The organism is Alkalicoccobacillus plakortidis, from assembly GCF_023703085.1.
Taxonomy (GTDB): Bacteria; Bacillota; Bacilli; order Bacillales; family Bacillaceae_D; genus Alkalicoccobacillus; species Alkalicoccobacillus plakortidis.
This window is the reverse complement of the sequence record NZ_JAMQJY010000002.1, coordinates 1-25,907: the sequence shown is the minus strand read 5'-3', so window position 1 is coordinate 25,907 and position 25,907 is coordinate 1. Positions and strand designations below refer to the sequence as shown.

Below are 25,907 nucleotides of genomic sequence, written 5' to 3'. Positions count from 1 at the left end.
TCAGCCCGATCACATTATTCGGGCTGATTTTTATAGATTGGAATTTGAAAAGCAAAACAGGTTCCTTCTCCTTCTTTACTTTCAACCGTTAATGATCCATTGATTTCCTCAGCTATTCGAAAGCACGTCATGAGACCAAGACCCGTCCCATCAGATTTTGTTGTAAAAAATGGCGTGCCTATACGGTCTAATACCTCCCTACTCATTCCAACTCCAGAATCCTGAACGATAATACCAATCATCTCAGTTTTACTTTCGATGGTATGAATCGTTAATTCTCCTCCATTCGGCATAGAGTCCATTGCATTTTTCACCAGATTAATCATAACTTGCTGAACCTTATCCGAATCTACCCAAGCCACTGGCAGTTCAGAATCGTTGAGAAAAGTGAAATCGATCCCTCTTTTATCTGTTTCAGCTAAAAACATTTGTCTAGTATGATCTAGGAGCTGTTTGATATCCGTTTTTTCCTGCTGAATTTGCGCTTGTCTTGCCATGTTAAGCAGATCTTTAATAATGTTATTAACTCGATCAATTTCATTCACCATTAGCCTAAATTGATCTTTTTTGCTTTCTATTTGTTCTTCCTTCTGGAATAACTGCAAAAACCCTTTAATAGTGCTTAATGGATTTCTGATTTCGTGAGCAAATCCAACAGCCAATTCGCCAACTACTTTTGATTTTTCCGAACGAACAATCTGCTGCTGCATCTCTTTTTTTTCTGTCACATCATTAAAAACAATTAACGCATCCTGCTCAATAGATAAATCTGAATCTCCTGATAGTTTTGATACACTTATAAAAAATGCATGAACCTGAGTATTGAACGTACAGCTGAATTCATATCGGTTCTCTATCTCAGGAGCTGAATTCGTATCAAGTTCTGCCGCTTCAAGAAAACGGCGCAATCGGTTATTTTTTAAAGCCGCAACTTTCAGTGTGAGACCTAACACATTTTCACGCTTTTCCTGAAATAACTGTTCACAGGTTGTGTTAAACGTTGTAATGATTTGATCCTTATTTGTATAAGCAAACACACCATTATCTGTCGTTTCAAGGATAAGACTAGACTTTTGATGATTCCGTTCTCTATTTAGTAATTTTGTTGTCATCATTTTAAACGCTCTTGTTAGCGTGTCAGCCTCTTGATAGAATCCTTGAGTAATTGGGTCTATTTTATTACTAAAGGTAAACGTTGCTGTTGCGACAACTAATTGCTCTAAGGGCTTAACTATAAAGTTTGATAACTTTAGTACAGCAAACAATGTTAGTACAAACACACAGCTAAATAATACAAGATAGGTTATTAACAATTGGTTTTGTGAGGCATACAGTTGATCTTGAGGAACAGAAACAGCAACATACCACTCACTATCCAGCCCTTCTAATGAGGAAACCTGCTTGGAACGTTTGGATCATCTCATTTGTAGGATTAAAGTACAGTTCTTTGGAATGTACTAGAGCTGTAAAGGATGATTCGTCAAACCCATTCATCTCAAAATAATTATGATTTAACACTAACTTACGATTAGGATGCGAAATAATATCTCCTTGGCTATTAATCAAAAAAGCATATTCTGATTGATTATTATTTACACGATTCAACTGACTTCTTATTTCAGTTAAATCAACAAACGAAGCTACACTACCCATAAACATATTGTTTTCGTCATAAACAGCTTGGCTTATCACAAATGTAGGTTCGTCATATAAAACCCTCGATAAATTAGTGAAACCTCCACCCGTTTGCTCCGTTTGAATATACCAATCTGGCCTTTCGAGTCCAATTTGATTCATTTGCTCTTGATTATGTAAAGAAACAACTTCCTGGCTATTCATGAATTGCGTATCGAGAAAATACGGGTATGATGTTTGAAACAACTCTAATTCCTGACGAATTTCAGACGTCTCGGTATCAGTGTCTCTAATTAAAGGATTTTTTGCTAAATGCTCCAGATTAGATCTTCTTTCTGTCAGAAAATCTTCCAGACCATCAGCTCTACTCTCCAAAACCTTTACAAGGCCTTCTTCCATTTGAGTTGATATATCATCTCTTTGATATTGATACATAATTGTTCCTACTAATAGAAGTGGAAGAAATGTTACACAAGAAAAAAACAAGATAAGTTTTGACCGTAACGTATTAAACATAGGCACCCCAAAATGGTTTAAAATCGAATAAAACTATGACTATTGTCTTAGTTTACACTTTATTCGACAAAAACAAAAGCGTTCCAACAAATCCGATCAATGTACGTGACATTCATCCAGTTAGACTTTTTTTCTATGATACTGGTATACAACTTGTTTGATTTGGAAAAAGTAATAGTACCACATTTCCTAACAAGCAATAGAATCCATCAATGTAGAAGAATGAAAGGATGATACACATGAAAATTAGACAAGATGCCTGGTCTCACGAAGATGATGTTTTATTGGCAGAAACCGTACTTACACATATTAAAGATGGAAGCACTCAGTTAAGAGCCTTTGATGAAGTTGGAGATAAATTAAATCGTACATCTGCAGCTTGTGGATTTAGATGGAATGCTGTTGTTCGTCAAAAGCACCTAAATTCTATAGAGGAGTCTAAAAGAGAACGAAAAGAACGAAAAAGATCGGCAGGCTTCACCTACTATTCTTCTAACAAACCAGTATGGGCACAAGCTTCATTATTGTATCCAAGCCCTAGTCAACCCACTGTTTACGAAGATAAAAGTTTAGACGACATTATCCGGTCTCTTCAATCATATGCTCAATCAGCAAAACAACATAATAATAGAGAAGAACTTCACTCTCTTTTTGAGGAAAATGAACAATTAAAACAACAAAACTACAAAATGCAACAAGAGTTACAAAAAATCAAACAAGACAACAGTATTATTGAAGAAGATTATCAATCACTCATCCAGATTATGAATCGTGCAAGACGTATGGCTATTTTAGAAGATGAAGAAGTGATGTCTAGTGCAGCTTTCAAAATGGACAAAAACGGGAATTTAGAAAAAGTAGCTAAATAAAAAAAAGATGTTTGCTCTCACCAAAGCAGGTGAAGTAAACATCTTTTTTTGTAATTACGTTCGATTAATCTGAATGCCATCTAGTAAGTTGGTAATTACATGTCCGGCCATGATTAATCCACAGACTGAAGGCACAAACGCATTAGAAGACGGTGGCATTTTCGCTTTTCGAATGGGACCATTCTCTGCTTTTTCTGGCACAATTTCTTTTCGAATATCTTCTCGGATTCGAATCGGTTGTTCATCTGAAAATACAACCTCAACACCCTTATAAATTTTCGACTCACGTAGCTTACGACGCACAACTCTAGCGATGGGATCATATGAAGTCTTTGATATATCTTCAATCTTTAGTTTAGTTGGGTCCATCTTATTGGCAACACCCATACTCGAGATAATAGGAATGTCACGAGCAATACATTCCTTCATAAGGTGAACCTTATAGGAAATAGTATCACTTGCATCAATCACATAATCAATTCCATGTGCAAAAAACTGTTCATACGTTTCCTCTGTATAAAACATTTTTAAAGCAATTACGTCACACTCAGGATTAATATCTTGAATTCGTTCCTGCATTAACTCAACTTTAGGTCTACCTACCGTTGATAATAAGGCGTGAATTTGACGATTAACGTTTGTAATATCGACATCATCCTTATCAACTAATACCAGACGCCCCACTCCTGAACGAGCCAATGCCTCTGCCGAAAAGGAACCTACTCCCCCTATACCAAGTACGGCAACTGTACTACCTTTTAATTGATCCAATCCATCATGACCAATTGCTAATTCATTGCGTGAAAATTGGTGCAACATCAAAAAATTCTCCTTTCATTTCTATCTCTTTCTATCATGAACATATATAATACTCGGATAACTATATCACGAGCTTATCTAGAAGTGAAACGGATTTTTAGACAAATAAAAAACGCCTCTAAAAAGGCGAAAAACGTGTGTACTCTTTTTTAAAACATAAATCCCGAATATGCCGTAGGTCTATGGTTTTTGAACCTGCGAAGCAGGTGGGTGCCATGTATTTATACTTTTACGTCCTCAATGCTTTCAAGGCATGTAATCCTATAAACAACGATCAGGCTCCCTATCAAAAAGTGTTGGCTCAAAAAAGAACAAGAGAATACGAGCATCTCAGGATTATGTTTTTATGTTGTGATCAGTATACCATGAGAGCTTTACTAGCGCAATAATTCTCCGACGCATTATGTCTATTTACACATTTTCACCTTACTTTAGTTTAGTTCTTTTCCCAAATAGGGTATGATGATTCACAAGACTAAAAGCGATGGAGGAAACTCTATGGAACCACTTGCTACACACCGATGTATTGAAGTAAAACAAGAAATTGGCTTGGATCGAAAAACGCACAGTTGAGACGTCCTTTGATTTATATCTTTACAAGGACCGTATCGATGTTAAAGACTCAAGTTTCCCAATCAAACACGTTCTCGACATCTCCTACCGCTTGGATGAAAAGGAGAATAAAATCGGCTTCCTTTATCTGCACACAACAGGAGGAATCCGTACGTATTTCATTAAACAAGACCCAAGCAAACTTATAGAAGAATTTAAAGTACTTATGCCCTCTACAAAATATAACATGTAGGTCGTGAGAAATTCAGATGAAAGCAAGGTGTGTTCGCACCCTGCTTTTTTTTGTGCCTATTTCAAGTTTCCCGCGCACTCTCTTTCCTTTTCCGCGCACAAAAAAGACGCAGTCGCCTGCGTCTTTTTAGTCCATCTTATAGCTTTACTTCTTCTGTTCGTTTTTTCCCGATGACAGACAGGTTTAAGTCGATAAGCTGTTCAACACTTACTTGAGAAGGTGCATTTGTTAGCAAATCACTTGCGCTTGCTGTTTTAGGGAAGGCGATGGTGTCGCGAAGGTTGTTTTTACCTGCTAGCAACATAACCATACGATCCAATCCTAATGCAATTCCACCATGTGGAGGCGTACCATACTCAAATGCTTCCATCAAGAAACCAAATTCCTCACGTGCAGCTTCTTCTGTGAATCCAAGTGCTTTGAACATTTTTTCCTGTACATCACGTTTGTAGATACGTTGTGATCCCCCACCAAGCTCATAACCATTTAGCACAAGGTCATATGCTTCAGCGCGAACATTTTCTGGTTCAGTCTCTAAAAGATGAAGATCTTCTTTTAAAGGACTTGTAAATGGATGATGCGCTGCAACAAAGCGATGAGCGTCTTCGTCATATTCAAGTAGCGGGAAGTTCATAACCCATAAGAAGTTAAATGCATCTTTATCAATTAAATCAAACTCTTTACCAAACTTCATTCTTAACGCACCAAGGCTGTTCTGAACAACACTTGCTTTGTCTGCACCAAAGAACAATAAGTCTCCAGCTTCGGCATCAAGTGCTGTTTGAAGAGAAGTAGCTGCTGTTTCATCAAAGAATTTTGCAATTGGACCTTTTAGTCCATCTTCCTCAACTTTTAACCAAGCAAGCCCTTTTGCTCCATAAGGTTTAACAAATTCACCTAAAGCATCAATTTCTTTACGAGATAGCTTAGATGCTCCACCTTTTAGATTCAATCCTTTAACCATGCCACCAGAATTCAGTGCGTTTTGGAAAACTTTGAACTCGGAATTTTTTGCAACTTCCTCTAAGTCAATTAGCTCCATGCCAAAACGTGTATCTGGCTTATCAGAACCAAAGCGATTCATCGCATCATCGTATGAGATACGCTTGAATGGAGTTGGGATGTCGATACCATGAATTTGCTTTAATAAACCAGACATCATCTTCTCTGTCATTAGAAGAAGCTCTTCTGTTCCCATGAATGATGTCTCAATATCCACCTGAGTGAACTCTGGCTGACGGTCTGCTCGTAAGTCTTCGTCACGGAAGCAGCGAACAATTTGATAGTAACGTTCAAAACCAGACACCATCAAAAGTTGCTTGAAGATCTGTGGCGACTGTGGCAAAGCATAGAAGCTGCCATGGTGAACGCGACTTGGTACAAGATAATCACGTGCTCCTTCAGGTGTGCTCTTCGTCAGCATCGGTGTTTCAATTTCGTAGAAAGTCTGATCATCTAGGAAATTACGAATGAATTTAGTTGTCTGATGACGAAGCTTAAAGACTTCTTGCATATCCGGACGGCGTAGATCTAAATAGCGATATTTTAGTCTTACGTCCTCAGATGCATCTGTATTTGCTTCAATTTGGAACGGTAATGATTTTGAAGCATTTAAAATTTCAATTTCTGAAACATGTACTTCAATTTCACCTGTTGCTAATTTTTCATTTATTGTTTTTTCGTTACGTTTCACAACGGTTCCAGTTACAGCTACAACGTACTCGTTTCTGATTTTCTCGGCTATTGCCAATGCTTCTTGGTTAATGTCTGGACTAAAGACAACCTGTACCAAACCAGAACGATCACGAACGTCCAAGAAAATAACTTGCCCTAAATCACGGCGACGCTGGACCCACCCTTTTAACTCTACCTTTTCTCCTTCAAGTTGTGCATGTAGTTCTCCACATTGATGCGTTCTTCCACTCATCCTACTTGACCTCCTTCAATCTCTTTCTTTATATACTCAATAAAATCAGCTAAAGGCTGTGAAACTTGCTCGCCTGTTGCCATGTTTTTAATCTCAATTCGATCTTCAGCAAGTTCATTCTCACCGAGTACAGCTGTGAAACGAGCATTTAAACGATCAGCGGCTTTAAATTGCCCCTTCATTTTTTTATCTAGATAATCCTTATCCGCACTGATTCCTGCCTGTCTTAAAAGATATAGGAGCTCAACAGACTTATCCTTTGCTTCATCACCTAACGCGACAAGATAACAATCAATGGATGGGCTTGCTTCTTTCACCAAGTTCTCAGCTTTAAGCGCCATAATTAAACGCTCAATACTAAAAGCAAAGCCTATGCCTGGTGTACTTGGTCCGCCCACTTCTTCTACCAAACCATCATAACGACCGCCGCCGCATAATGTTGTGATAGCCCCAAAGCCTTCACCTTCTGCCATCACCTCAAACGCTGTGTGATAGTAATAGTCCAATCCACGTACAAGCGTTGGATCAATTACATATGGAAGACCAATACGGTCAAGGTGCACCTTTACTTGTTCAAAATATTCACGTGACTCATCATTTAAATAATCCAAAATGGAAGGAGCCGATTTCATTAATGGATTGTCACGGTCTTTTTTACAGTCAAGAATTCGTAATGGATTTTTCTCTAAACGCATTTGGCAGTCAGAGCAAAACTCGTGAATGCTTGGTTTAAAGTGATCAATCAAAGCTTGACGGTGTGCCTCGCGACTTTCTTTATCCCCTAAGCTATTTAACACAAGCTTTGTATTTGTAATCCCTACTTCTTTGTAAATATCCATGACAAGTGCTAGAACCTCAGCATCAATAGCCGGATCCGCACTGCCCATTGCCTCTACACCAAACTGTACGAACTGGCGCATTCTACCTGATTGAGGGCGTTCATACCGGAACATTGGTCCATAGTAATACAATTTATTCGGCTGAGTTGCTGAACCAAATAATTTATTCTGAACATAGGCACGAGCGACAGATGCTGTACCCTCGGGACGAAGAGTCAAATTACGATCTCCACGGTCTTTAAATGTGTACATCTCTTTTTGGACAATATCCGTTGTATCTCCAACCGTTCTTGTAAACAGCTCTGTGTGTTCAAAAATCGGCGTGCGAATCTCTCTGAAATTATAGCGACGACAAACATCTTGTGCCTTCGTCTCAATGAATTGCCAAATCTCACTTTCCCCAGGCAAAATATCCTGGGTTCCGCGTGGAATTTGTATGTTCATTCTCTTCTCCCCCTGCTTTTGCTCAAATAAAAAACTCCCGTCTCTGATGAACGAATTCATCAGGGACGAGAGTTAAATTCCCGTGGTACCACCCTAGTTGAGACAGAATAAACTTCGTGTCTCCGCTTTTACGCAGGTATCGTCTGCAAAACGGCTTTTCCTACTCAGTACCATGTACCGTTCAGAAAGCTCCTCTAAGGTGTTCGTTCATTAAGACAGACAGGAGGGCTTACAGCCAAGGCCACTCTTCTCTGGATATCTGTGTCTCTTAATTACTCTGCCTTTTCATCGGACTCATATACAATTACTAATGCTATCTATCATACGAATGAAAAGTCGGACTGTCAACTACTTAATTACGTTCGGTTCTGATCTTTGCATGATTTTTTTCAATGGAACCGTAACCATGCACAGAAACATGAACACAAGCTAACTGCATATATTCTTCCGTATGAGATTGATCTGAGTGTGAGATTGAGGCATGATTTGTTACCTCAAAAATTTGTGATACTTTGCTATTCACACGCATATTCCTAACTCCTTAATAGTTGAATTGTCTATTAGGATGACCAGATATGTGTGCGAATAAACATCGCTCCCTATTTTATTCTCCCGGCACTTCCTCTAACGGCTTAGCATTTCCGTATACCGGCTTTTCACGTTCGACTGGAGCTGCCCATTTCACTCCATTAACAATGACTCGTTGGATTTGCTCGTTATAATACGTTGGATAGGTCTCATGACCTGGACGGAAATAAAAGATCTTACCTTTTCCACGGTTAAAAGTACAACCACTTCTGAATACTTCTCCGCCCTGGAACCAACTAACAAATAAAAGCTCATCAGGCGTCGGAATATCAAAATGCTCTCCATACATTTCTTCTTTTTCAAGCTCAATATATTCTCCAATACCTTCTGTAATTGGATGTCCAGGTGCTACAACCCAAAGCCTTTCTTTTTCATTTGCTTCTCTCCACTTTAAATCACACGTTGTACCCATCAATGATTTAAAGATCTTTGAAAAATGCCCCGAATGAAGAACAATTAATCCCATACCATCTAACACTCTTTGGTGTACACGTGAAACGATCTCATCTGTTACTTCATGATGAGCGACGTGCCCCCACCATATCAGTACATCGGTTTGATTTAATACTTCTTCTGTTAATCCATGTTCTGGCTGCTCCAATGTAGCTGTTTCAGTCTCATAACCTGCCTCTTTTAGAAAAGCTGAGATCGTGCCATGAATGCCTTCAGGATAAACCTCTCTTACCTTTTTATTTGTTTGCTCATGACGATTTTCATTCCATACTGTAACTTTCATCTTGATCTCTCCTTCGTTTACATTTTTATTTGTGGTATCGTTCTCATAATTTGTGTGCTGAGTGACAAAACTCACGTATCTCGCACGATAAATTCAGTCGTCAGCACTTCTGTGTGTCCTAAAAAGCTTATTCGATTAGTAAGTATGTGAATCATATGTTGCATGGTTTGCTCGCCCAATTTGTTAATTGGCTGACGGATCGTGGTTAGTCCTGGTGTTATAACCCCGGCGATTTGCTGATCATCAAATCCAATGACTGATAGATGTTTCGGCACCTTTATAGAGGAAATCTTGGCCTCTGCAATAATTCCAGTTGCCACTTCATCACTTCCGGTAAAGATCGCATCAGGTCGATCTGTCATTCGCTCAATTTTTTTCATCACATTTCTGCCATCTTCTATACTGCTGACATTTCGAAATAACCATTGCTTATTAAAAGATAAATGATGACTAGTTAATGCTGAAATAAAACCTTTTTCTCGATCTACACCAAGATTTGAACCAATGGTTTCATCACCACGACAAAAAGCGATTTTTGTTCGCCCTTCTTTTATAAAGTGCGTAACCGCCTCGATAGTAGCTTGAAAATGATTAATACGAAATGAAGGAATATCCGTTTGATCTGTATATTCATTACATAAAACCATTGGACCATAGGCTAGATATGGTTTGATGTCACTCCAATCATTTTCAATTGAAGCAAATACAACACCATCAACCTGTTTTGTTTTTAATAAATCCAAGTAATTTAATTCTCGTTCTTTGCTCCCACGAGTATTACATAAAATCAGTTTATAACCAGCCTCTGTTGCAACAGTATCCATCGCATCAACTAATCCACTAAAAAAGGGATTAACAATGCGTGAAATCAATACTGCGATTGTTTTTGTCTTACTGCCTCTCAACCGTTGTGCTGAGGAATTAGGCACATATCCGAGGTCCAGCATCGCTTGTTTAACTCGCATCCGCTTTTCTTCATTCACATAAGGGTGGTTATTTATAACTCGGGACACAGTTGATCTGGATATACCAGATAGCTTAGCTACATCTTTTATTGTTGGCAAATAGCACGTCCCCCCTCTTTAAATTGAAAGCGTTATCATATATAGTGTATTATGTCGATTTGGAAAAATCAATATTTATTTACAAGCGCTCTGATATTTAAACATGAGACAGAGCTTTAGACAAGGAGGATACGAAGTACTTATAAAGACAAATGATCCTACTTGTCAGATGATGATCGTTCATCGGTTGGTTTCAAGTTACTTATGAGAGAAAGAGAATCAGTAATCATTCCGCTCCCGGCGTAGCGCATTAACGCAGACTCTAACCGCTTGGCGGGTGCTATATATATGTCAGAAACTATAGCCTTTCCCTCTTATCTTTATTAAACAAAAAAACCAAACCATCATATGTGTGAGATACACATCATAATGGTTCGGTTTTTATGCTAGTGAAACTTAGATTGATTTCTCAACTATTAATGTAACGGGTCCGTCATTAATCAGTTGAACATCCATATCCGCTCCAAATTGGCCTGTTGCAACTTGAATACCTTTGTCCGCTAGTTTTTGATTAAATAAATCATACAGCTTCTCAGCTAGGTCTGGTTTTGCTGCTCCAGTAAAACTGGGGCGGCGACCTTTCCGGGTATCTCCATATAACGTGAATTGAGAAACAGAAAGGATTGAACCGCCTGTATCTACTAGAGAATGGTTCATTTTCCCTTGATCATCCTCAAAGATCCGCAGATTAATAATTTTTTCAACAATATAGTCCACTTCTGTTTCTGTATCTTCATGTGTAATGGCAACTAGAAGAACAAGACCGCGAGAAATGGCTCCTACTTGCTCTCCATTAATTATGACACTTGCTTTTTTTGAGCGTTGAAGTACTACTCGCACCTAACCCACCTCTTAATGCATCATTCTTCTTACAGAATAAATGTCTTTTAGCTGTTTAATTTTTTCAACTACTTTTTGTAGATGTGCAAGATTCTGAATGGAGATACTCATGTGAATCGTTGCCATCTTGTTTTTCGGATCAGATCGTCCTGTCACAGCATTAATTGATGTGCGAGATTCCGTCATCGTATGAAGAACTTCATTTAAAAGTCCATTACGGTCAAAACCTGTGATTTCAATATCAACTTGATAGGCCTTGTTCTCTTGTTGAGCGCCTTCCCATTCTACATCAAGAAAACGGCTATCGTCTTCTGACACAATATTAGGGCAATCTGCTCGGTGAATCGAGACTCCACGTCCTTTTGTAATAAAGCCAACAATCTCATCGCCAGGAACAGGTGTACAACAGCGAGAGATTCGAATTAAAAGGTTATCTACTCCTTTTACACGCACTCCAGAGTTTGTCTTTTTCTTAGGAGTAAAAGACTTCATATCTGAAAGAGCATCATCAAGTGTTTGCACTTCTTGTTCTTGATCCTTTTTCTTACGCGCCTTTTCAGTAAGCTTGTTAACAATCTGTTTGGCACTTATGCCACCATATCCGGTTGCTGCAAACATATCTTCTTCACCGGCAAAACTAAACTTAGATGCAGCCTCAGCGATATTTTCAGCGGTGAGTACTTCCTTAGGGTCAAACTCAAGTAGCCTGACTTCCTTTTCAAGCATCTCTCGCCCTTTTTGAACATTCTCTTCTCGTTTCTCTTTTTTAAACCATTGCTTGATTTTATTTTTAGCATGAGATGATTGAGTAATCTTAAGCCAATCTTGACTCGGTCCATATGAGTGCTTAGAGGTCATGACCTCTACAATATCCCCGGTCTTTAATTCGTGATCCAATGGAACCATCTTACTGTTTACTTTCGCACCAATACAGCGATTGCCAATTTCACTGTGGATTCGGTATGCAAAATCTAACGGAACGGATCCTCGTGGTAATTCTACAACATCCCCTTTTGGAGTGAAGACAAAAACCATATCTGAGAACAAATCCATTTTCATTGATTCCATAAATTCTTGTGCATCGTTTGTATCAACTTGAGATTCAATGACATCACGGAACCATGTCAGTTTGTCCTCAAATGAATTAGTCTGGTTTGCAACGACTTTACCTTCTTTATAAGCCCAATGCGCGGCGACCCCAAATTCAGCCACTCGGTGCATTTCATCCGTACGAATTTGAACTTCTAGTGGATCACCATATGGTCCTACAACCGTTGTGTGTAAGGATTGGTACATATTGGCCTTAGGCATCGCAATATAATCCTTGAATCGTCCTGGCATTGGGCGCCAACAGGTGTGAATAACACCAAGAACGGCATAACAGTCCTTAATATTTTTGACGATAATACGAACAGCTAATAAATCATAAATTTCATTAAACTGTTTATTTTGGATCACCATTTTCCGGTATATGCTGTAGATATGTTTTGGGCGTCCAGACAATTCACAGGTTACGTCCATATCTTTTAGCTGGTCATTAATTCGTTCAATGACCTCATCTAAATAGCTCTCACGTTCTGCACGCTTTTTTTTCATTAAGTTTACGATTCGATAATACTGCTGTGGATCAAGATAACGGAGCGCGATATCTTCAAGCTCCCACTTGATTGCAGATATTCCTAAACGATGAGCTAAAGGCGCAAAAATCTCCAACGTTTCATTTGAGGTTACCCTCTGTTTAGCTGGAGGCATAAATTTTAACGTGCGCATATTATGCAGACGGTCTGCAAGTTTAATTAAAATGACACGAATATCCTTTGCCATTGCAACAAGCATTTTACGATGGTTTTCTGCTTGCTGCTCTTCCTTAGACTTGTACTTAAATTTCTTAAGCTTCGTTACTCCGTCTACAAGCATGGCAACTTCCTCGTTAAATTCCGAGGTAATATCTTCAATGGTTACGTCTGTGTCTTCTACAACATCATGTAAAAAAGCCGCCGCTACCGTATTAGGATCCAGTTGCAAGCCGACTATAATTCCAGCTACTTGTATCGGATGAAGAATATAGGGCTCCCCAGACTTCCTATATTGGCCGCCATGATGCTTCTCGGCATATTCATAGGCTCTCCGGAGAAAGGCTATGTCCTCTTCACCTAAATATTCACTTGCCTTTTCAATCACCTGATCTATGGTCATTCCATCACCTTATTCACGAAACAATATTTCCTCCTATTATCCTTGATTTCAACCACCTCTGTAAAGTCATATACTGAAGAATTTTGGCGGATGTGTCCATTAAGACTGGAATTCACCCTTTTTTCTGTATTTTAAGGCAGAATAGGGTAAAAAAAGAATGACTCGCACGAATCGCAAGTCATTCTCTTGATAAATTAATAAGTCATTAAGCTGAATGTATTGTAGTTTGCTAAACGATCACGTCCGTTTAAGTATGACAATTCAATAAGGAAGGCAATCCCTACAACCACTCCACCTAGTTCTTCAACCATTTTAATTGTCGCCTCAATTGTACCACCAGTTGCAAGAAGATCATCAGTGATTAAGACCTTTTGTCCTTTTGTAATGGAATCTTTATGAATGGTTAAGCTATCCTTTCCATATTCCAAACCGTAATCAACCGAAAGTACTTCTCTAGGAAGCTTACCAGCTTTACGTACCGGAACAAATCCTTTTTCCATTTCAACCGCTAATGGACAACCTACAACAAAACCTCTTGCCTCTGGCCCAACAATGACATCTGCATCAAGATCTGCAGCATATTTTCCAAGCTCTTGAATGGCTGCCTTATATGCAGGTCCATCTTGCATTAATGTTGTAATATCCTTAAAACGAATGCCTTCTTTTGGGTAATCCTCTACGATTGTAATATATTGTTTAAAGTCCATTATACTTGCTCCTTCACATTATGGTTGGCTTCATCGGCTACAGTGAATGCTGCCTCAAACCAGTTTCGTAATTGATCATACGATGAATAGACAAACTCATTTTCTAAATCTGCTTGCTCTAATTTACTGCGGTAAATCAAGGATTGCGTTAAGTCCTTTTTTGATGGCTGTGCTGCAGCAACTGCAACCCCGTTTGAACACTCGATAAAACCAAGTTCCTCAAACACATCCGCCATATATTGAACGGTGCCAGAAGACCAACCTTTATGATGTTCAATTTGTTTTTGTTGTTTTTTAAATGGCAGCTGTTGTCGTTGGCGAATTAACGCATAAAACCATTTAAAATCGTCTCTTGATGGATTAGAAGAGAAAAATGAATCTTCTTTTTGATAAAATATCGAGTAAACCCGACTTGGTTTTCCTGCTTTCTCAAACAATTCCTTAAGCTGTTTCTGTTCTCTTGGAACATCTAATAAAACTAAGTATTTGTCTGTTAAAGAATGTTGTGTCCATTGAAACGATTCTGTGTGAACGATGGGTAATCCAGATACTAATGACTCTGATTCCTCTCCACGGAAAGCAACACAGACCATGTTATCTGAAGAAAGTTCATGAACTCGCTCTTCAATACGCGGCGGTTTTAAGCTTCTCCAGTCAAAAAGCTGCCACTCTGGAACAGCAAGGTCCTCAAGCATGAGTTGTGGTTTAACTGTCCCGTTCCACTCATTCACAGACAGAGTCCCTAAAGCTTGAACAGCCGCCGCACGTGTGATTTCTTCATGAAGATGCCCCATTCGAAACCCTATGCCATCAAGCGTGGCACCGTGCTCCGTTAAGCTTAACTTCAGATGCGAGGAATCACTACCTATACGCCTAATTTGTCCTAAATGAACATTCTCAAACATAATTTTCGGCTTCGGATTACCAACTCCAAATGGAGCCAGCTTCTCTAACTGCTTCACCACAGATAGTGTCACTTCATCCACACGTGCCAATACATCAACTTTGGCAATTGGACTATAATCCTCTTCAGTTAAAACTTCATCTGCTTGCTTATGCAAACGATCTCGCAGCTCATCTACCAGATCCAAGTCCATTGTTAAACCAGCTGCCATTGGATGACCACCAAAGTGCGGCAGAATATCACGGTTTTTTGAGAGCTCTTGGAACATGTTAAACCCTTCAATACTTCTTGCCGAACCTTTGGCTTTTCCTTTTTCAGAATCAAAGCTCATCACGATTACTGGGCGATAATAACGCTCCACCAAACGAGATGCAACGATACCAATGACCCCGGCATTCCAACCTTCTTTTCCGACAATTAATACATTATTCTCAGATACTGGATACGATTCATCAACAAACTCAATCGCATCCTTGGTCATTTCATTGACAATGGCCTGTCTTTCTTTGTTCAACTGATCAATACCTTCAGCAAGACTTGTCGCGGTTTCTGCATCTTCTGCAAGCAAGAGGTCAACTGCCGGGTCTGCAGAATCTAAACGACCTGCTGCATTCATCCTAGGACCAATACCAAATCCAACATGATCCGCTTCCATTGCATCTGCACCAAAGCCACATACTTTTTTAATTGCCATTAGACCCGGTTTTTCCGATCCCTGGAGTGCTTCTAACCCCAATCGAGCAATCAATCGGTTCTCATCTACTAAGGGAACTAAATCTGCGATCGTGCCAATCACAGCGATATCAAGTAAATCCACAGGCACACGACCTAACAAGGCATGAGCAAGCTTAAAAGCAACCCCTACACCTGCTAGAGATTTAAATGGATATGGGCAGCCCGGCTTTTTTGGATTTAAAATAACTAAGGCATCCGGTAACACAGGCGGAGGCTCATGGTGATCAGTAATAATAAAATCTAACCCAATCTCTTTTGCAACATCCGCTTCATGAACGGCAGAAATTCCTGTGTCCACCGTAATCATTAGACCGCAACCTTCTTCCTTTGCTCGTCTAAGCGCGGGTTCATTTGGTCCATAGCCTTCAGTAAAACGATTTGGAACATAGTATTCCACTTTTGCTCCAATTTCTATAAGGGCATGCATTAACACAGCCGTGCTACTAACCCCGTCTGCGTCATAGTCTCCAAAAACGACAATATGTTCTTGTTGTTCTACTGCTTGATGTATTCGATCGACCGTTTCTCTCATTCCGTCCATTAAATAAGGATCATAAAAGTCTAATCCATCTTTATCTAAAAAGCGTTGCACATCCTTTTGCTCTCTCATTCCACGATTCAACAAAAGTTTAGCAACTAACGGCGGAAGTTGGCAGCTCTGTGCAAGAGCGTCAATCTCGGTCTGATCCTGAGTTTGAACCTGCCATCTTGCTCGTGGCTTTAACATAACTTCACCCCTTGACCCTCCTATTATACAAGAGGGAGCAAGGGGTGACAATGTGTACCTGTTTTACTGTTTCGTAGAATCCGTTGCTGGTGTCTTTGACTTTGTGCTACGCGGTGGTGTTGTCGTGTCAGAACTACTTCCACTAATGCTATTACCTGCGCGAAGTCGTTTCACTTCTGATTGAAGTTTTAAGATTCGAACCATACCCATGGCACCGGCTACAGCTGCTCCTAAAAATACAGAACCTAGTATTACAAGGATAAGCGGCCATTCAGACGTACCAAATAAATAATTTACCGGCACTGCGTCAACGTTAATAACGGCAAACACAGCAATAATAATAGCGGCAATAATACCAATAATAAATGCACTTTGTCCTCTCATCTATCTCACTCCTTATTTATCAAACACATTCACACTCTTAGTAAATACCCTTAATACCTTAATTTTAAAACCTAATAGATAAAAATTAATGGACTGGTTTATTCAACCAGCCCACATAAATCTACACAATCGGTTCTTCCTCAGAAGGGTTTTTTGGTTTTAAACGCTGTTTCTTAATATAACGAGCTTTCCATACCAACCACAATTGAGCCGCAAGAAACATAGAAGAATACGTTCCTGCTACTAATCCAATTACTAATGCTAATGAGAATGAGAAGATTGCATCTCCACCAAATAGTAGCAATGAAAGAGCAGCAAACACAACAGTTAAAACCGTGTTAATGGAACGAGAAATCGTTTGAATTAAACTAGTGTTAACAATTTTCGCCAAGTCATCAAAACCTTTGATAACTTTCGCCTTCTTCACGTTTTCTCTGATGCGATCGAAGGTTACGATTGTATCATTTATTGAATACCCGACTACCGTTAAAACAGCCGCAATAAACGGTACATTCACTTCGACTTGCAGAAAACTAAACAGTGCAATGATAAAAAATGCATCGTAGAGAAGAGCAACAATTGCAGCTGCGCCATATAAAAATTCATAGCGAATAGCCAAATAGATGACAATACCAAGTGACGCAATCAAAACCGCATATATGGCATTTTGAGCAAGCTCTTTCCCCACTTGAGGTGATACTGTACTAACAGTAGGTTCAGCATCATACGTTTCTTGGAAGTATGCCCGTACTTCAGCAACTTCATCATTATTTAAAACATCAATAAACCTTGCTGTAGCAATCTCATTATTTTCCCCTGCCAACGTAATCGTTGGTGAGTAGTCTTCATTTATAGCAGCAAAATCATCTTGAATCTGCTCATTGGTTAAGGATTCATTTGTTTCAATCGTAATGTTCGAACCACTTTCAAAGTCGACCCCAAGATTTAAACCAAGTGTAAACAAAGAAATGATACCAGCAATAACAAAAATAATAGAGAATGCAAAAAATTTATTTCGGTGCGTAATAAAATCTAGATTCCACTTTCGATCATTAAAGCTCATCAATATCACGCTCCTTTACTCCAAACCAACCTGGTCGCTTATTAAGGAATTTACTGCTGACCCACATGCCAAGCAATAAACGCGAACCAAGAACAGCTGTCAAGAAGCTAGTCAGGATACTAATAATAAGCACAATCGCAAAACCACGCACTGAACTTGTCCCAAAATAAAACATGACACTTGCAGCTAAAATGGTCGTTATATTTGCATCTAGAATCGTCGATAACGATCGTCTAGTTCCAAGCCTTAAATGCAGACATCGTAGACTTTCCTGCTCGAAGCTCTTCTCTTATCCGTTCATAGGTAATAATATTGGCATCGACCGCCATACCTACACCAAGAACAAGGGCTGCGATACCAGGCAATGTCAACACTGCATTCATTAAATTAAAAATGAGTAGAACCAAATACGTATATACACTAAGCGTTATAACCGCAATAAAACCTGGGAAACGGTAATAAACCAGCATAAAGATAAAGATTAATCCAATCCCAATTAGACCTGCATAAACGGTCTGAGTCATCGATTTTTCACCTAAAGATGCCCCAACGGAATTAGAAAACATCTCATCAAGCTTAACCGGGAGTGACCCAAGCATTTAAGATTTCAGAGATATGTTTTGTTTCTTCAGGTGTAAAGTCCCCCGTAATTTGAACATCCTGACTATTAATAACCTGACTTACACTTGCTGCCGACAGATACTTCGGCTCAGCTTGTGTAGCCTCTTCCATATAAGAATCACCTTCTTCAAAGTCCAACCAAATAACTAATACATTTTCACCTGGTGGTCTTTGTAAAAGGTCACCTGTTACTTCAGCAAATCGCTCGGCATCCTTTAATTTTAATGTAACAATTGGACGATTATTTTGATCAAATTGTCCAAGCTGCCCCGTTTTGTTGAAGGTCACTTCCATCAAGTAAAACATTATCGTCTACGTCTCGAAACGTTAATTCAGCCTCTGTTGCAAGCAGCTGTCTAGCCGTTTCTTGATCTTCTACGCCTGCAAGCTGCACACGAATTCGATCGTCTCCTTCGATTTGAATAACAGGCTCAGAAACCCCAAGTACATTCACCCGTTGATTTAAAGCCGTTACTGTAGCCGATAAGGTTTGTTCAGTTATTTCTTCCGTATCATCAATTGGAGTGACTTCATAAAGAACCTCAAAGCCCCCTTGAAGATCAAGCCCTAGCTTTGTTTCCTTAGTTATACTCATCACTGTGGTTGAAATCACCGCAGCAAAAACAAGTACAATCAGAAAAAAAGCAAAGATGCGGCCTTTTTTAACCATCTCTTTCTTTGCCTCCTTATGTATAAAACACCGTTCTGTCTATCCTACCACATTCTTGTTAAAATCGAAAAATTGACTAGTTTTGATCTACTTCTTCAAAGTCAGAAAACCAATTCTCTGGTTCCTTATATGAATTCACAGTCAACCAAGTCATGTACACACTTACTTTTAAATTTAATAATTCATCCGTAAATGTATAAAAAGGTACATAGCTTTTTTTCTTGTGTAGTCGTTCAGTTACACACCGCCAAATCTCATCCTTTGTCGCTTTATCATATCCAAGCATATGAAACTCTTCTACCTTACTTACTAGAACGGGCTCCATATCATCTTTCCAAACTTCAAACTGCTGCTTTTCTCCCATTTGATCATCCTTCTTTCTATTTGTACCTTGTTCAAGAAAATAGACTTGGGTATCAAACGACTTGTCATGCTTGACCACTCTCTAAGCATATAAATAATCAAACAAAATTTCCATCATTTTTTTAAGAGAGCAGGGTGACCAATGTCTAAACAAACATTTTTAAAGGGAACGATCATCTTAATTTTGGCTTGGATTTGTCACCAAAATTCTTGGATTTATTAATCGTATGGTAATGGCACGCATCATGGGCTCTGAAGGTGTAGGCCTTTATATGATGGCGGTACCAACCATGCTTCTCATATTAACGTTAACACAAATGGGCCTTCCTGTTGCGATTTCTAAGCTTGTTGCAGAAGCCGAGGCACGAGGTGAAACAAGCAAGATTAAACAAATCTTAGTGGTTTCACTTGCCATAACCATTAGCCTTGGCGCAGTATTTACAACAACGATGATCTTAACCGCACCATACGTAGCATCTCACCTATTAACTGATTCCAGAGCCTATTATGCTCTGATTGCTGTTGCACCAATTGTTCCAATTGTCGCTGTCTCCGCTGTTCTGCGAGGCTATTTCCAAGGTAGACAAAATATGAAACCGACTGCCTACTCGCAAATGCTTGAGCAAATTGTCCGAATCACGCTGGTCGCCGTGCTTTCCACTGCCTTTTTACCTCTAGGTATTGAATACGCCGCTGCAGGAGCGATGCTCTCTGTAATCGCAGGTGAATTTGTCTCACTGATCTACATGCTGTTTTTATTCAAACGAAAAAAAAGCTTCAAGCTACGCCGAAAGTTTTTCGCGTATTTAGGCGAAGGCAAACAAACATCAAAACAACTTTTGAAAATTGCCCTACCCACCACAGGAAGCCGCTTAATCGGAACCGTTTCACTTTTCTTTGAACCTATTATTGTCGCACAAAGCCTAGCCATCGCAGGTGTCGCAACCATTGTTGCAACCAAACAATATGGAGAACTTGCTGGCTTTATTATCCCGTTATTAACATTACCAACCTTCATCACTTTTTCACTCTCAACCTCCCTGCTTCCCTCTATCAGCGAAGCAGCGGCTAAGAATCAACAGCACTTAATTCATGCCAGACTCGAACAAGCCATGCGCCTCTCCTTTATTGCCGGCGGACTCGCCATGGTTGTCCTACTCGTTTATCCAGAACAAATCATGTCATTTATGTATCACGCACCAGAAGCATCCGGCTTCCTAAAAATTATGGCGCCATTTTGCCTCTTTTTATACATTCAAGGTCCACTGCAAGCTGCCCTTCAGGCACTCGACCTTGCCAAGCCAGCGATGTACAACAGCTTATTTGGCGCCATCATAAAAACCGCTGCCATCTTTGTACTCGCCACCCGCCCGGAATTCGGCATCATGGGAGCAGCACTAGCCATTGTCATCGGCTTCGTTCTCGTCACCCTGCTCCACCTAGCAACCATCGCCAAAAACGCTGGCTTCAGCATCGAGCTAAAAATGATTGGTAAGCTCGTCGTATTAATTGGAGGAACCATTTACGCAAGCACGATGATCGAGAAGTATGCTCATTTCGCAATCAATCCATTGCTCGAGCTAATGATCCAGCTCTCTTTGACCGGCAGCATTTACATTGTATTGATGTTTGTGTTGAATTTGCTGAAGGCAAGTGAGGTGAAGAGGTTTGCGGTGTTTGGGAAAGTAATTAAAAAATGAGCTTGTTCTCTAACCTTTGTGGAGGTTGGAGAATGAGCATTAATATTGAATTAGCTGTAATATTGGCTCATTTCTCGATGTATTTTTCTTCTAAACGATGTATCTGCTCCTCTTTCGATGTATGTTCACTCTAGCCGATGTATCTGTTCCTCTTCTGATGTATTTTCACTCTAGCCGATGTATCTGTTCCTCTTCTGATGTATTTTCACTCTAGCCGATGTATCTGCTCCTCTTCTGATGTATTTTCACTCTAGCCGATGTATCTGCTCCTCTTCTGATGTATTTTCACTCTAGCCGATGTATCTGCTCCTCTTCTGATGTATTTTCACTCTAGCCGATGTATCTGCTCCTCTTCTGATGTATTTTCACTCTAGCCGATGTATCTGCTCCTCTTCTGATGTATTTTCACTCTAGCCGATGTATCTGCTCCTCTTCTGATGTATTTTCACTCTAGCCGATGTATCTGCTCCTCTTCTGATGTATTTTCACTCTAGCCGATGTATCTGCTCCTCTTCTGATGTATTTTCACTCTAGCCGATGTATCTGCTCCTCTTCTGATGTATTTTCACTCTAGCCGATGTATCTGCTCCTCTTCTGATGTATTAAATCTTCTAAAATGTTTTTTAAATTTATAAAGGAGTACAGCTATTTTTATCGAAATTCACATAAATAAAGGAGGTTATTAATTGAGAATTGCTAAAAAAAGAGCGAAGCCACTGTATATTTCTAAGTTAGAAGCTTTATTGAGAAGGTTACCTGAGAATCACCCTAAAGCTACGTTAATCAAACAGGACTTGCTTAAAAGACAAATTGGATATCGAGGTGAAAAGTCACTTGATTTTTACTTAGACAGTTTGTCGATGCAAAAGGAGCTTACAATTTTACATGACCTTCGATTAAGAGGTGAGAATGGACATTTTTTTCAAATAGATACGATTCTCATAAATCCATCTTTAATCATTATCTTAGAAGTTAAAAATATTGCTGGATCCCTCTACTTAAATCCGCTTACTCAACAAATGATTCGCACTACGCGTACTACTGAAGAAGTCTTCCACTACCCACTCCTACAAACACAAATGCAAAAGAATCAATTGAAAGAATGGCTTGCTTCTCATCAGTGGCCACTATTGCAATTGGTTGACTTAATTGTTGTTAGCGATCCTACTACTCGAATTGTCGTTGACTCAACTAATCAACATTTGATGAACCAAGTTATTCATGCTGCCAGATTGCCTGACTCAATATCAAAGATTTTGAGAAAACAACCAGAACACAGTATACCAAGCCAAAAATTAAACGAGCTTGTCTTAACCTTAATAAAGAATCACATTGAATCTAGTATAGAAGTCTTATCCAAATACGAGATCGGGCCAACTGAATTAGAATGCGGTGTCAATTGTCCATCATGCCTGCAACTTAGCATGCAACGTAAAAAAGGAAGAAGAGTCTGGATATGTGATACGTGCGGTAAAACTTCAAAGAATGCTCACTTCCAAAGCTTAGAGGATTATTTTCTTTTAATAGAGCCCACAATCACAAATCGTAGCTTACGACATTTTTTAAAAATAGAATCTCCACAGCTTGCTCACTCCCTTTTGTCATCTAACTGTCCTTCTTTTACCGGCACCTACAAAAACCGCACCTACACCATCCCATATCCTCTTCTCCCTTAACAAAGCACAAAAAAACCGCAAGAGCTCAGCTCTCACGGCATTTTAAACCTACTCTTCTACCAGAAGAAAAAAGCACCTGCTAGCGCAAGGCCTGCGATTGCACCGAATGCAAATGGTACGACGTTGGATCCGTAACCACCGTAGTAGCCATATCCGCCTCCATATCCGTAACCACGTCCACCGTTACCGTTACGTCCCATGTCTACATAAACGTGTCTGTCATCTACTTCTACTACTCGTCCGTAATAGCTTTGACCATTCTTATGCTGAATGTTAACGTATCTGCCTTTATAGTTGCAGCATTGTTGGTATAGTGATGATCCCATATTTCCCCTCCTCATTATCAGCGTTCATGAGTAGCATATGGGACTTATAGCTTAATGGTATACGCACATCTCCTCCTGCATATACCTATTTCTTGTCCATTTCATCTATATAGTACAACTGATCCCCACGTACACTGCAATAAGAGATCCGTTTGATGTCTCTGTAACCGAGGTCTTTAATTTGCCTACGTAACCAAAATTCATTTTGTTTCAGTTGCTCTAGCTGTGAATATTGAATTTCACCATCCATGATAACTGGTAAAGGCATTGGTTCAGGAGTTACGGTTTCTTTTAATTCTACAGTCGTTTGCTTTCGTATTCGTTTGATCATATATATAAAAAGTATGCTGATGAGGCTTAGTAGGATAATCAGGATACTATTTTGCTGTGTATTTAAGAGTGGGCCGGACATTAAAATGAATACAGTGAAGCTGAGGACTAACAGGGGGTGTCTATGGTTTCGACTTGCAATCAGTTGAAATAAGCTAAGTGTGCCAAATATAGCAATAGCTCTTGCTAGTTCATGAATCATCATAATCCGCCTCCTCTTGCTCCTAATGTCCCCCACTTTACTTAAAAGCATGTGATGAAGCATCTTCCAAAAACATATTTTACATAAAATCATTCTAAGCTTGGTCAAGCCTGAATATAGTTGTACCAATAGGCTATGTAGCAAAGGGAGGCTCTCAAATGAATGATCGTCCATTTATTCCGGCGGTTTTTAGTGGGTTAGTTGTCATTATGGCAGGAGCAATCTTGGCCAGTTTGTTGTTAGCAAGCTTTTTAAGTCTGACAAGCTATACGGAACACTCAATAAAATGGTTAATCACATTTTTAGCTTTTTTCTGCTTGTTCATTGGTGGATTTGTATCAGGAGCGAAGGCAAAAACAAAGGGCTGGCTAGCAGGAGGTTTAACCGCCATTCTATTTAGCCTTGTTGCTTATTTAATCTCAACGTTAGGTTATGATGTTGCCTTCACAAGTTCTCAGTTTATGCTACATGGCGGCTATCTACTCACAGGCGCAGTTGGTGGGATGATCGGGGTTAACCTCATGAAATCATAACTAGAAAAAAGCACAAACCAGATCTTATCCGGTTTGTGCTTTTTCTTATTACTAGTCTCTAACGATATCACGAACTGAAGCGCGGTCAAATGTAAGCTTACGGTTGTCATTCACTAGAAGAATAACCGTATCCTCATCAATCGCATCAATCGTACCGTGAAGCCCTCCGATTGTCACAATCTTATCTCCACGTTGCAATGAGCTATGCATTTCACGTACTTGTTTCTGACGTTTTTGTTGTGGTCTAATTAAAAAGAAATAGAAGACAACAATCATCAGAACTATGGATAGTAGTGGTGCTAGTTCCATTTATAATTCCCCCCTTTCTGGTGTACCAGATTGTCAGCTTGCATCGCTCTCATCAAAAGTCGATATGGCTATCATCTGTTTCACAAATTTACAATTAGAAGTTTTTAGCATTCGCCTTATTGAAACCATACTGCTCAAAAAATTCTTCTTTAAAGTCGAGCAACCTGTCCTCCATAATTGCCTGGCGAACGTCCACCATTAAGTTTAACAGGAAATGTAGATTATGATAAGTAGTAAGTCTAAATCCGAACGTTTCTTCACATTTGATTAGGTGGCGGATGTAAGCCCTTGAATAATTCTGACATACATGGCAGTCACAATTCTCATCAAGTGGTCCAAAATCGCGCGCATACTTAGCATTACGCACGACAAGACGTCCATTACTTGTCATACATGTCCCATTTCTAGCAATTCTTGTAGGCAACACGCAGTCAAACATATCAATTCCCCTTATAGCACCATCAATAAGTGAATCTGGAGAACCAACTCCCATTAAATAACGTGGCTTATCAAATGGCAGGAGTGGCGTTGTGAATTCTAATGCTCTATTCATCACATCTTTAGGTTCTCCCACGGATAAACCGCCAATTGCATAACCTGGAAAGTCTAATGAAACAAGGTCACGAGCACTTTGCTTACGTAAATCTTCGTACTCTCCACCTTGAACAATACCGAAGAGGCCTTGATCCTGCGGACGAGCGTGAGCTTCTAAGCACCGCTCTGCCCAACGACTTGTGCGTTCTACGGATTTTTTCATGTAGTCATGCTCAGCTTGGAATGGAGGGCATTCATCAAAAGCCATCATAATATCTGAACCGAGTGCATTTTGAATTTCCATTGCACCTTCAGGCTTTAGAAAAAGCTTTGCTCCATTAAGATGATTGCGGAATTCTACGCCTTCTTCTGTAATCTTACGCAAATTACTCAAACTAAATACCTGAAAGCCGCCAGAATCTGTTAAAATCGGACGATCCCAGTTCATAAACTTGTGTAGGCCACCTGCTTCACGAATAATCTCATGTCCAGGACGAAGCCATAAATGATACGTATTACTTAAAATAATTTGAGCATCCATACGATGAAGATCTTCAGGACTCATCGTTTTGACCGTAGCCAACGTTCCAACGGGCATAAACATTGGTGTCTCAAATGTCCCGTGTGGTGTATGGACTCGGCCAAGTCTAGCTCCTGATTGCTTACATGTTTTGATGTGTTCATACCTAATAGCAGACATACTCATATCCCTTTCTTGTTACTTAATCAGCATAGCATCGCCAAAGCTGAAAAAGCGATAATTCTCTTGTACCGCATGTGCATACGCGCGTAAAATGGCTTCTCGTCCACCTAACGCACTTACTAGCATCACAAGGGTTGACTTG

At 39.6% G+C, this 25,907-nt stretch carries 29 protein-coding genes, 1 other RNA gene and 1 other annotated feature; of the genes, 5 read left to right on the top strand and 25 right to left on the bottom strand.

Going from position 1 to position 25,907, the window contains the following annotated elements:
* Positions 1 to 14: 14 nt before the first annotated feature.
* A complete protein-coding gene (locus NDM98_RS24480) occupies positions 15 to 1,280 on the bottom strand; it encodes a two-component system sensor histidine kinase NtrB (protein WP_251609239.1) in 1,266 nt (421 codons plus the stop codon).
* Between the two features lie 91 nt (positions 1,281 to 1,371).
* A complete protein-coding gene (locus tag NDM98_RS14450) occupies positions 1,372 to 2,070 on the bottom strand; it encodes a cache domain-containing protein (protein WP_251609237.1) in 699 nt (232 codons plus the stop codon).
* Positions 2,071 to 2,390: 320 nt separating this feature from the next.
* Here NDM98_RS14450 and NDM98_RS14445 point away from each other — a divergent pair, with 320 nt between their 5' ends.
* Positions 2,391 to 3,020, top strand: coding sequence for an RsfA family transcriptional regulator (locus NDM98_RS14445; protein WP_251609235.1), 630 nt, complete (start codon positions 2,391 to 2,393; stop codon positions 3,018 to 3,020).
* Positions 3,021 to 3,074: 54 nt separating this feature from the next.
* On the opposite strand, the gene NDM98_RS14440 is transcribed toward NDM98_RS14445, so the two are convergent.
* Positions 3,075 to 3,839: a tRNA threonylcarbamoyladenosine dehydratase gene (locus tag NDM98_RS14440; protein WP_251609232.1), complete on the bottom strand. Its 765-nt coding sequence runs from the start codon at positions 3,837 to 3,839 to the stop codon at positions 3,075 to 3,077.
* A 156-nt stretch (positions 3,840 to 3,995) separates the two neighbouring features.
* Positions 3,996 to 4,179: non-coding RNA, 6S RNA (ssrS, locus tag NDM98_RS14435), on the bottom strand.
* A 204-nt stretch (positions 4,180 to 4,383) separates the two neighbouring features.
* On the opposite strand from ssrS, the gene NDM98_RS14430 reads away from it, so the two are divergent.
* Complete coding sequence (locus NDM98_RS14430; protein ID WP_251609229.1) at positions 4,384 to 4,644, top strand: hypothetical protein; 261 nt, start codon at positions 4,384 to 4,386, stop codon at positions 4,642 to 4,644.
* Between the two features lie 136 nt (positions 4,645 to 4,780).
* On the opposite strand, the gene aspS is transcribed toward NDM98_RS14430, so the two are convergent.
* The 16 genes from aspS to NDM98_RS14365 all read right to left on the bottom strand — a co-directional run bounded on the left by aspS (position 4,781) and on the right by NDM98_RS14365 (position 19,453).
* On the bottom strand, positions 4,781 to 6,571 hold the full coding sequence (gene aspS, locus NDM98_RS14425; protein ID WP_251609226.1) for an aspartate--tRNA ligase: 1,791 nt from the start codon (positions 6,569 to 6,571) through the stop codon (positions 4,781 to 4,783).
* The gene (gene hisS / locus NDM98_RS14420) at positions 6,568 to 7,854 is read right to left on the bottom strand and encodes a histidine--tRNA ligase (protein ID WP_251609223.1); all 1,287 of its coding nucleotides are present in this window, start codon (positions 7,852 to 7,854) and stop codon (positions 6,568 to 6,570) included. The genes aspS and hisS overlap by 4 nt, the downstream gene beginning before the upstream one ends.
* 58 nt (positions 7,855 to 7,912) lie before the next feature.
* Positions 7,913 to 8,152, bottom strand: a binding site (T-box leader).
* A 54-nt stretch (positions 8,153 to 8,206) separates the two neighbouring features.
* Positions 8,207 to 8,383, bottom strand: coding sequence for a hypothetical protein (locus NDM98_RS14415; protein WP_251609221.1), 177 nt, complete (start codon positions 8,381 to 8,383; stop codon positions 8,207 to 8,209).
* A gap of 75 nt (positions 8,384 to 8,458) precedes the next feature.
* Positions 8,459 to 9,178, bottom strand: coding sequence for a ThuA domain-containing protein (locus NDM98_RS14410; RefSeq protein WP_251609218.1), 720 nt, complete (start codon positions 9,176 to 9,178; stop codon positions 8,459 to 8,461).
* Positions 9,179 to 9,249: 71 nt separating this feature from the next.
* Positions 9,250 to 10,242, bottom strand: coding sequence for a LacI family DNA-binding transcriptional regulator (locus NDM98_RS14405; RefSeq protein WP_251609216.1), 993 nt, complete (start codon positions 10,240 to 10,242; stop codon positions 9,250 to 9,252).
* 396 nt (positions 10,243 to 10,638) lie between these two features.
* Positions 10,639 to 11,082 carry a D-aminoacyl-tRNA deacylase gene (gene dtd, locus NDM98_RS14400; RefSeq protein ID WP_251609214.1) on the bottom strand — a complete coding sequence of 148 codons (444 nt, stop codon included), beginning with the start codon at positions 11,080 to 11,082 and terminating at the stop codon, positions 10,639 to 10,641.
* A 12-nt stretch (positions 11,083 to 11,094) separates the two neighbouring features.
* Positions 11,095 to 13,278 (bottom strand): RelA/SpoT family protein, encoded by a 2,184-nt coding sequence (locus NDM98_RS14395; protein WP_251609212.1) that lies wholly within the window; start codon positions 13,276 to 13,278, stop codon positions 11,095 to 11,097.
* Between the two features lie 194 nt (positions 13,279 to 13,472).
* Positions 13,473 to 13,985 (bottom strand): adenine phosphoribosyltransferase, encoded by a 513-nt coding sequence (locus NDM98_RS14390; RefSeq protein ID WP_251609210.1) that lies wholly within the window; start codon positions 13,983 to 13,985, stop codon positions 13,473 to 13,475.
* Entirely contained in the window at positions 13,985 to 16,351 is a 2,367-nt protein-coding gene (gene recJ, locus NDM98_RS14385; RefSeq protein WP_251609208.1) for a single-stranded-DNA-specific exonuclease RecJ, read from the bottom strand. The genes NDM98_RS14390 and recJ overlap by 1 nt, the downstream gene beginning before the upstream one ends.
* A 63-nt stretch (positions 16,352 to 16,414) precedes the next feature.
* Complete coding sequence (locus tag NDM98_RS14380) at positions 16,415 to 16,735, bottom strand: LapA family protein (protein ID WP_251609206.1); 321 nt, start codon at positions 16,733 to 16,735, stop codon at positions 16,415 to 16,417.
* 121 nt (positions 16,736 to 16,856) lie between these two features.
* Complete coding sequence (secF, locus tag NDM98_RS14375; protein ID WP_251609203.1) at positions 16,857 to 17,798, bottom strand: protein translocase subunit SecF; 942 nt, start codon at positions 17,796 to 17,798, stop codon at positions 16,857 to 16,859.
* Positions 17,788 to 17,973 (bottom strand): hypothetical protein, encoded by a 186-nt coding sequence (locus NDM98_RS24165; protein WP_307728847.1) that lies wholly within the window; start codon positions 17,971 to 17,973, stop codon positions 17,788 to 17,790. The genes secF and NDM98_RS24165 overlap by 11 nt, the downstream gene beginning before the upstream one ends.
* Positions 17,974 to 18,031: 58 nt before the next feature.
* Positions 18,032 to 18,322 (bottom strand): hypothetical protein, encoded by a 291-nt coding sequence (locus NDM98_RS24160; RefSeq protein ID WP_307728846.1) that lies wholly within the window; start codon positions 18,320 to 18,322, stop codon positions 18,032 to 18,034.
* A 52-nt stretch (positions 18,323 to 18,374) separates the two neighbouring features.
* Positions 18,375 to 18,725 (bottom strand): SecDF P1 head subdomain-containing protein, encoded by a 351-nt coding sequence (locus tag NDM98_RS24155; RefSeq protein WP_307728845.1) that lies wholly within the window; start codon positions 18,723 to 18,725, stop codon positions 18,375 to 18,377.
* Positions 18,670 to 19,089: a hypothetical protein gene (locus NDM98_RS24150; protein WP_307728844.1), complete on the bottom strand. Its 420-nt coding sequence runs from the start codon at positions 19,087 to 19,089 to the stop codon at positions 18,670 to 18,672. Before NDM98_RS24150 ends, NDM98_RS24155 begins: the two co-directional genes overlap by 56 nt.
* Positions 19,090 to 19,165: 76 nt before the next feature.
* Positions 19,166 to 19,453: a post-transcriptional regulator gene (locus NDM98_RS14365; RefSeq protein ID WP_251609200.1), complete on the bottom strand. Its 288-nt coding sequence runs from the start codon at positions 19,451 to 19,453 to the stop codon at positions 19,166 to 19,168.
* Positions 19,454 to 19,679: 226 nt separating this feature from the next.
* On the opposite strand from NDM98_RS14365, the gene spoVB reads away from it, so the two are divergent.
* Together spoVB and NDM98_RS14355 are read left to right on the top strand one after the other, a co-directional pair.
* Positions 19,680 to 21,152 (top strand): stage V sporulation protein B, encoded by a 1,473-nt coding sequence (spoVB, locus tag NDM98_RS14360; RefSeq protein WP_373370415.1) that lies wholly within the window; start codon positions 19,680 to 19,682, stop codon positions 21,150 to 21,152.
* Positions 21,153 to 21,838: 686 nt separating this feature from the next.
* Positions 21,839 to 22,828: a nuclease-related domain-containing protein gene (locus NDM98_RS14355; protein ID WP_251609197.1), complete on the top strand. Its 990-nt coding sequence runs from the start codon at positions 21,839 to 21,841 to the stop codon at positions 22,826 to 22,828.
* A 56-nt stretch (positions 22,829 to 22,884) separates the two neighbouring features.
* Here NDM98_RS14355 and NDM98_RS14350 read toward each other — a convergent pair whose 3' ends face one another.
* On the bottom strand, positions 22,885 to 23,154 hold the full coding sequence (locus NDM98_RS14350; protein WP_251609195.1) for a peptidylprolyl isomerase: 270 nt from the start codon (positions 23,152 to 23,154) through the stop codon (positions 22,885 to 22,887).
* An 85-nt stretch (positions 23,155 to 23,239) separates the two neighbouring features.
* Complete coding sequence (locus tag NDM98_RS14345; RefSeq protein WP_251609193.1) at positions 23,240 to 23,689, bottom strand: YetF domain-containing protein; 450 nt, start codon at positions 23,687 to 23,689, stop codon at positions 23,240 to 23,242.
* 155 nt (positions 23,690 to 23,844) lie between these two features.
* Here NDM98_RS14345 and NDM98_RS14340 point away from each other — a divergent pair, with 155 nt between their 5' ends.
* On the top strand, positions 23,845 to 24,219 hold the full coding sequence (locus NDM98_RS14340; RefSeq protein WP_251609191.1) for a TIGR04086 family membrane protein: 375 nt from the start codon (positions 23,845 to 23,847) through the stop codon (positions 24,217 to 24,219).
* Positions 24,220 to 24,270: 51 nt separating this feature from the next.
* Here the strand turns inward: NDM98_RS14340 and yajC are convergent, their stop codons facing one another.
* From yajC to NDM98_RS14325, 3 genes are all read right to left on the bottom strand, one after another.
* Entirely contained in the window at positions 24,271 to 24,528 is a 258-nt protein-coding gene (gene yajC / locus NDM98_RS14335) for a preprotein translocase subunit YajC (RefSeq protein ID WP_251609189.1), read from the bottom strand.
* Between the two features lie 94 nt (positions 24,529 to 24,622).
* Positions 24,623 to 25,762 (bottom strand): tRNA guanosine(34) transglycosylase Tgt, encoded by a 1,140-nt coding sequence (tgt, locus tag NDM98_RS14330; RefSeq protein WP_251609187.1) that lies wholly within the window; start codon positions 25,760 to 25,762, stop codon positions 24,623 to 24,625.
* Positions 25,763 to 25,780: 18 nt separating this feature from the next.
* Positions 25,781 to 25,907 (bottom strand): S-adenosylmethionine:tRNA ribosyltransferase-isomerase (locus NDM98_RS14325; RefSeq protein WP_251610374.1); only part of this gene is annotated, 127 nt, incomplete at its 5' end.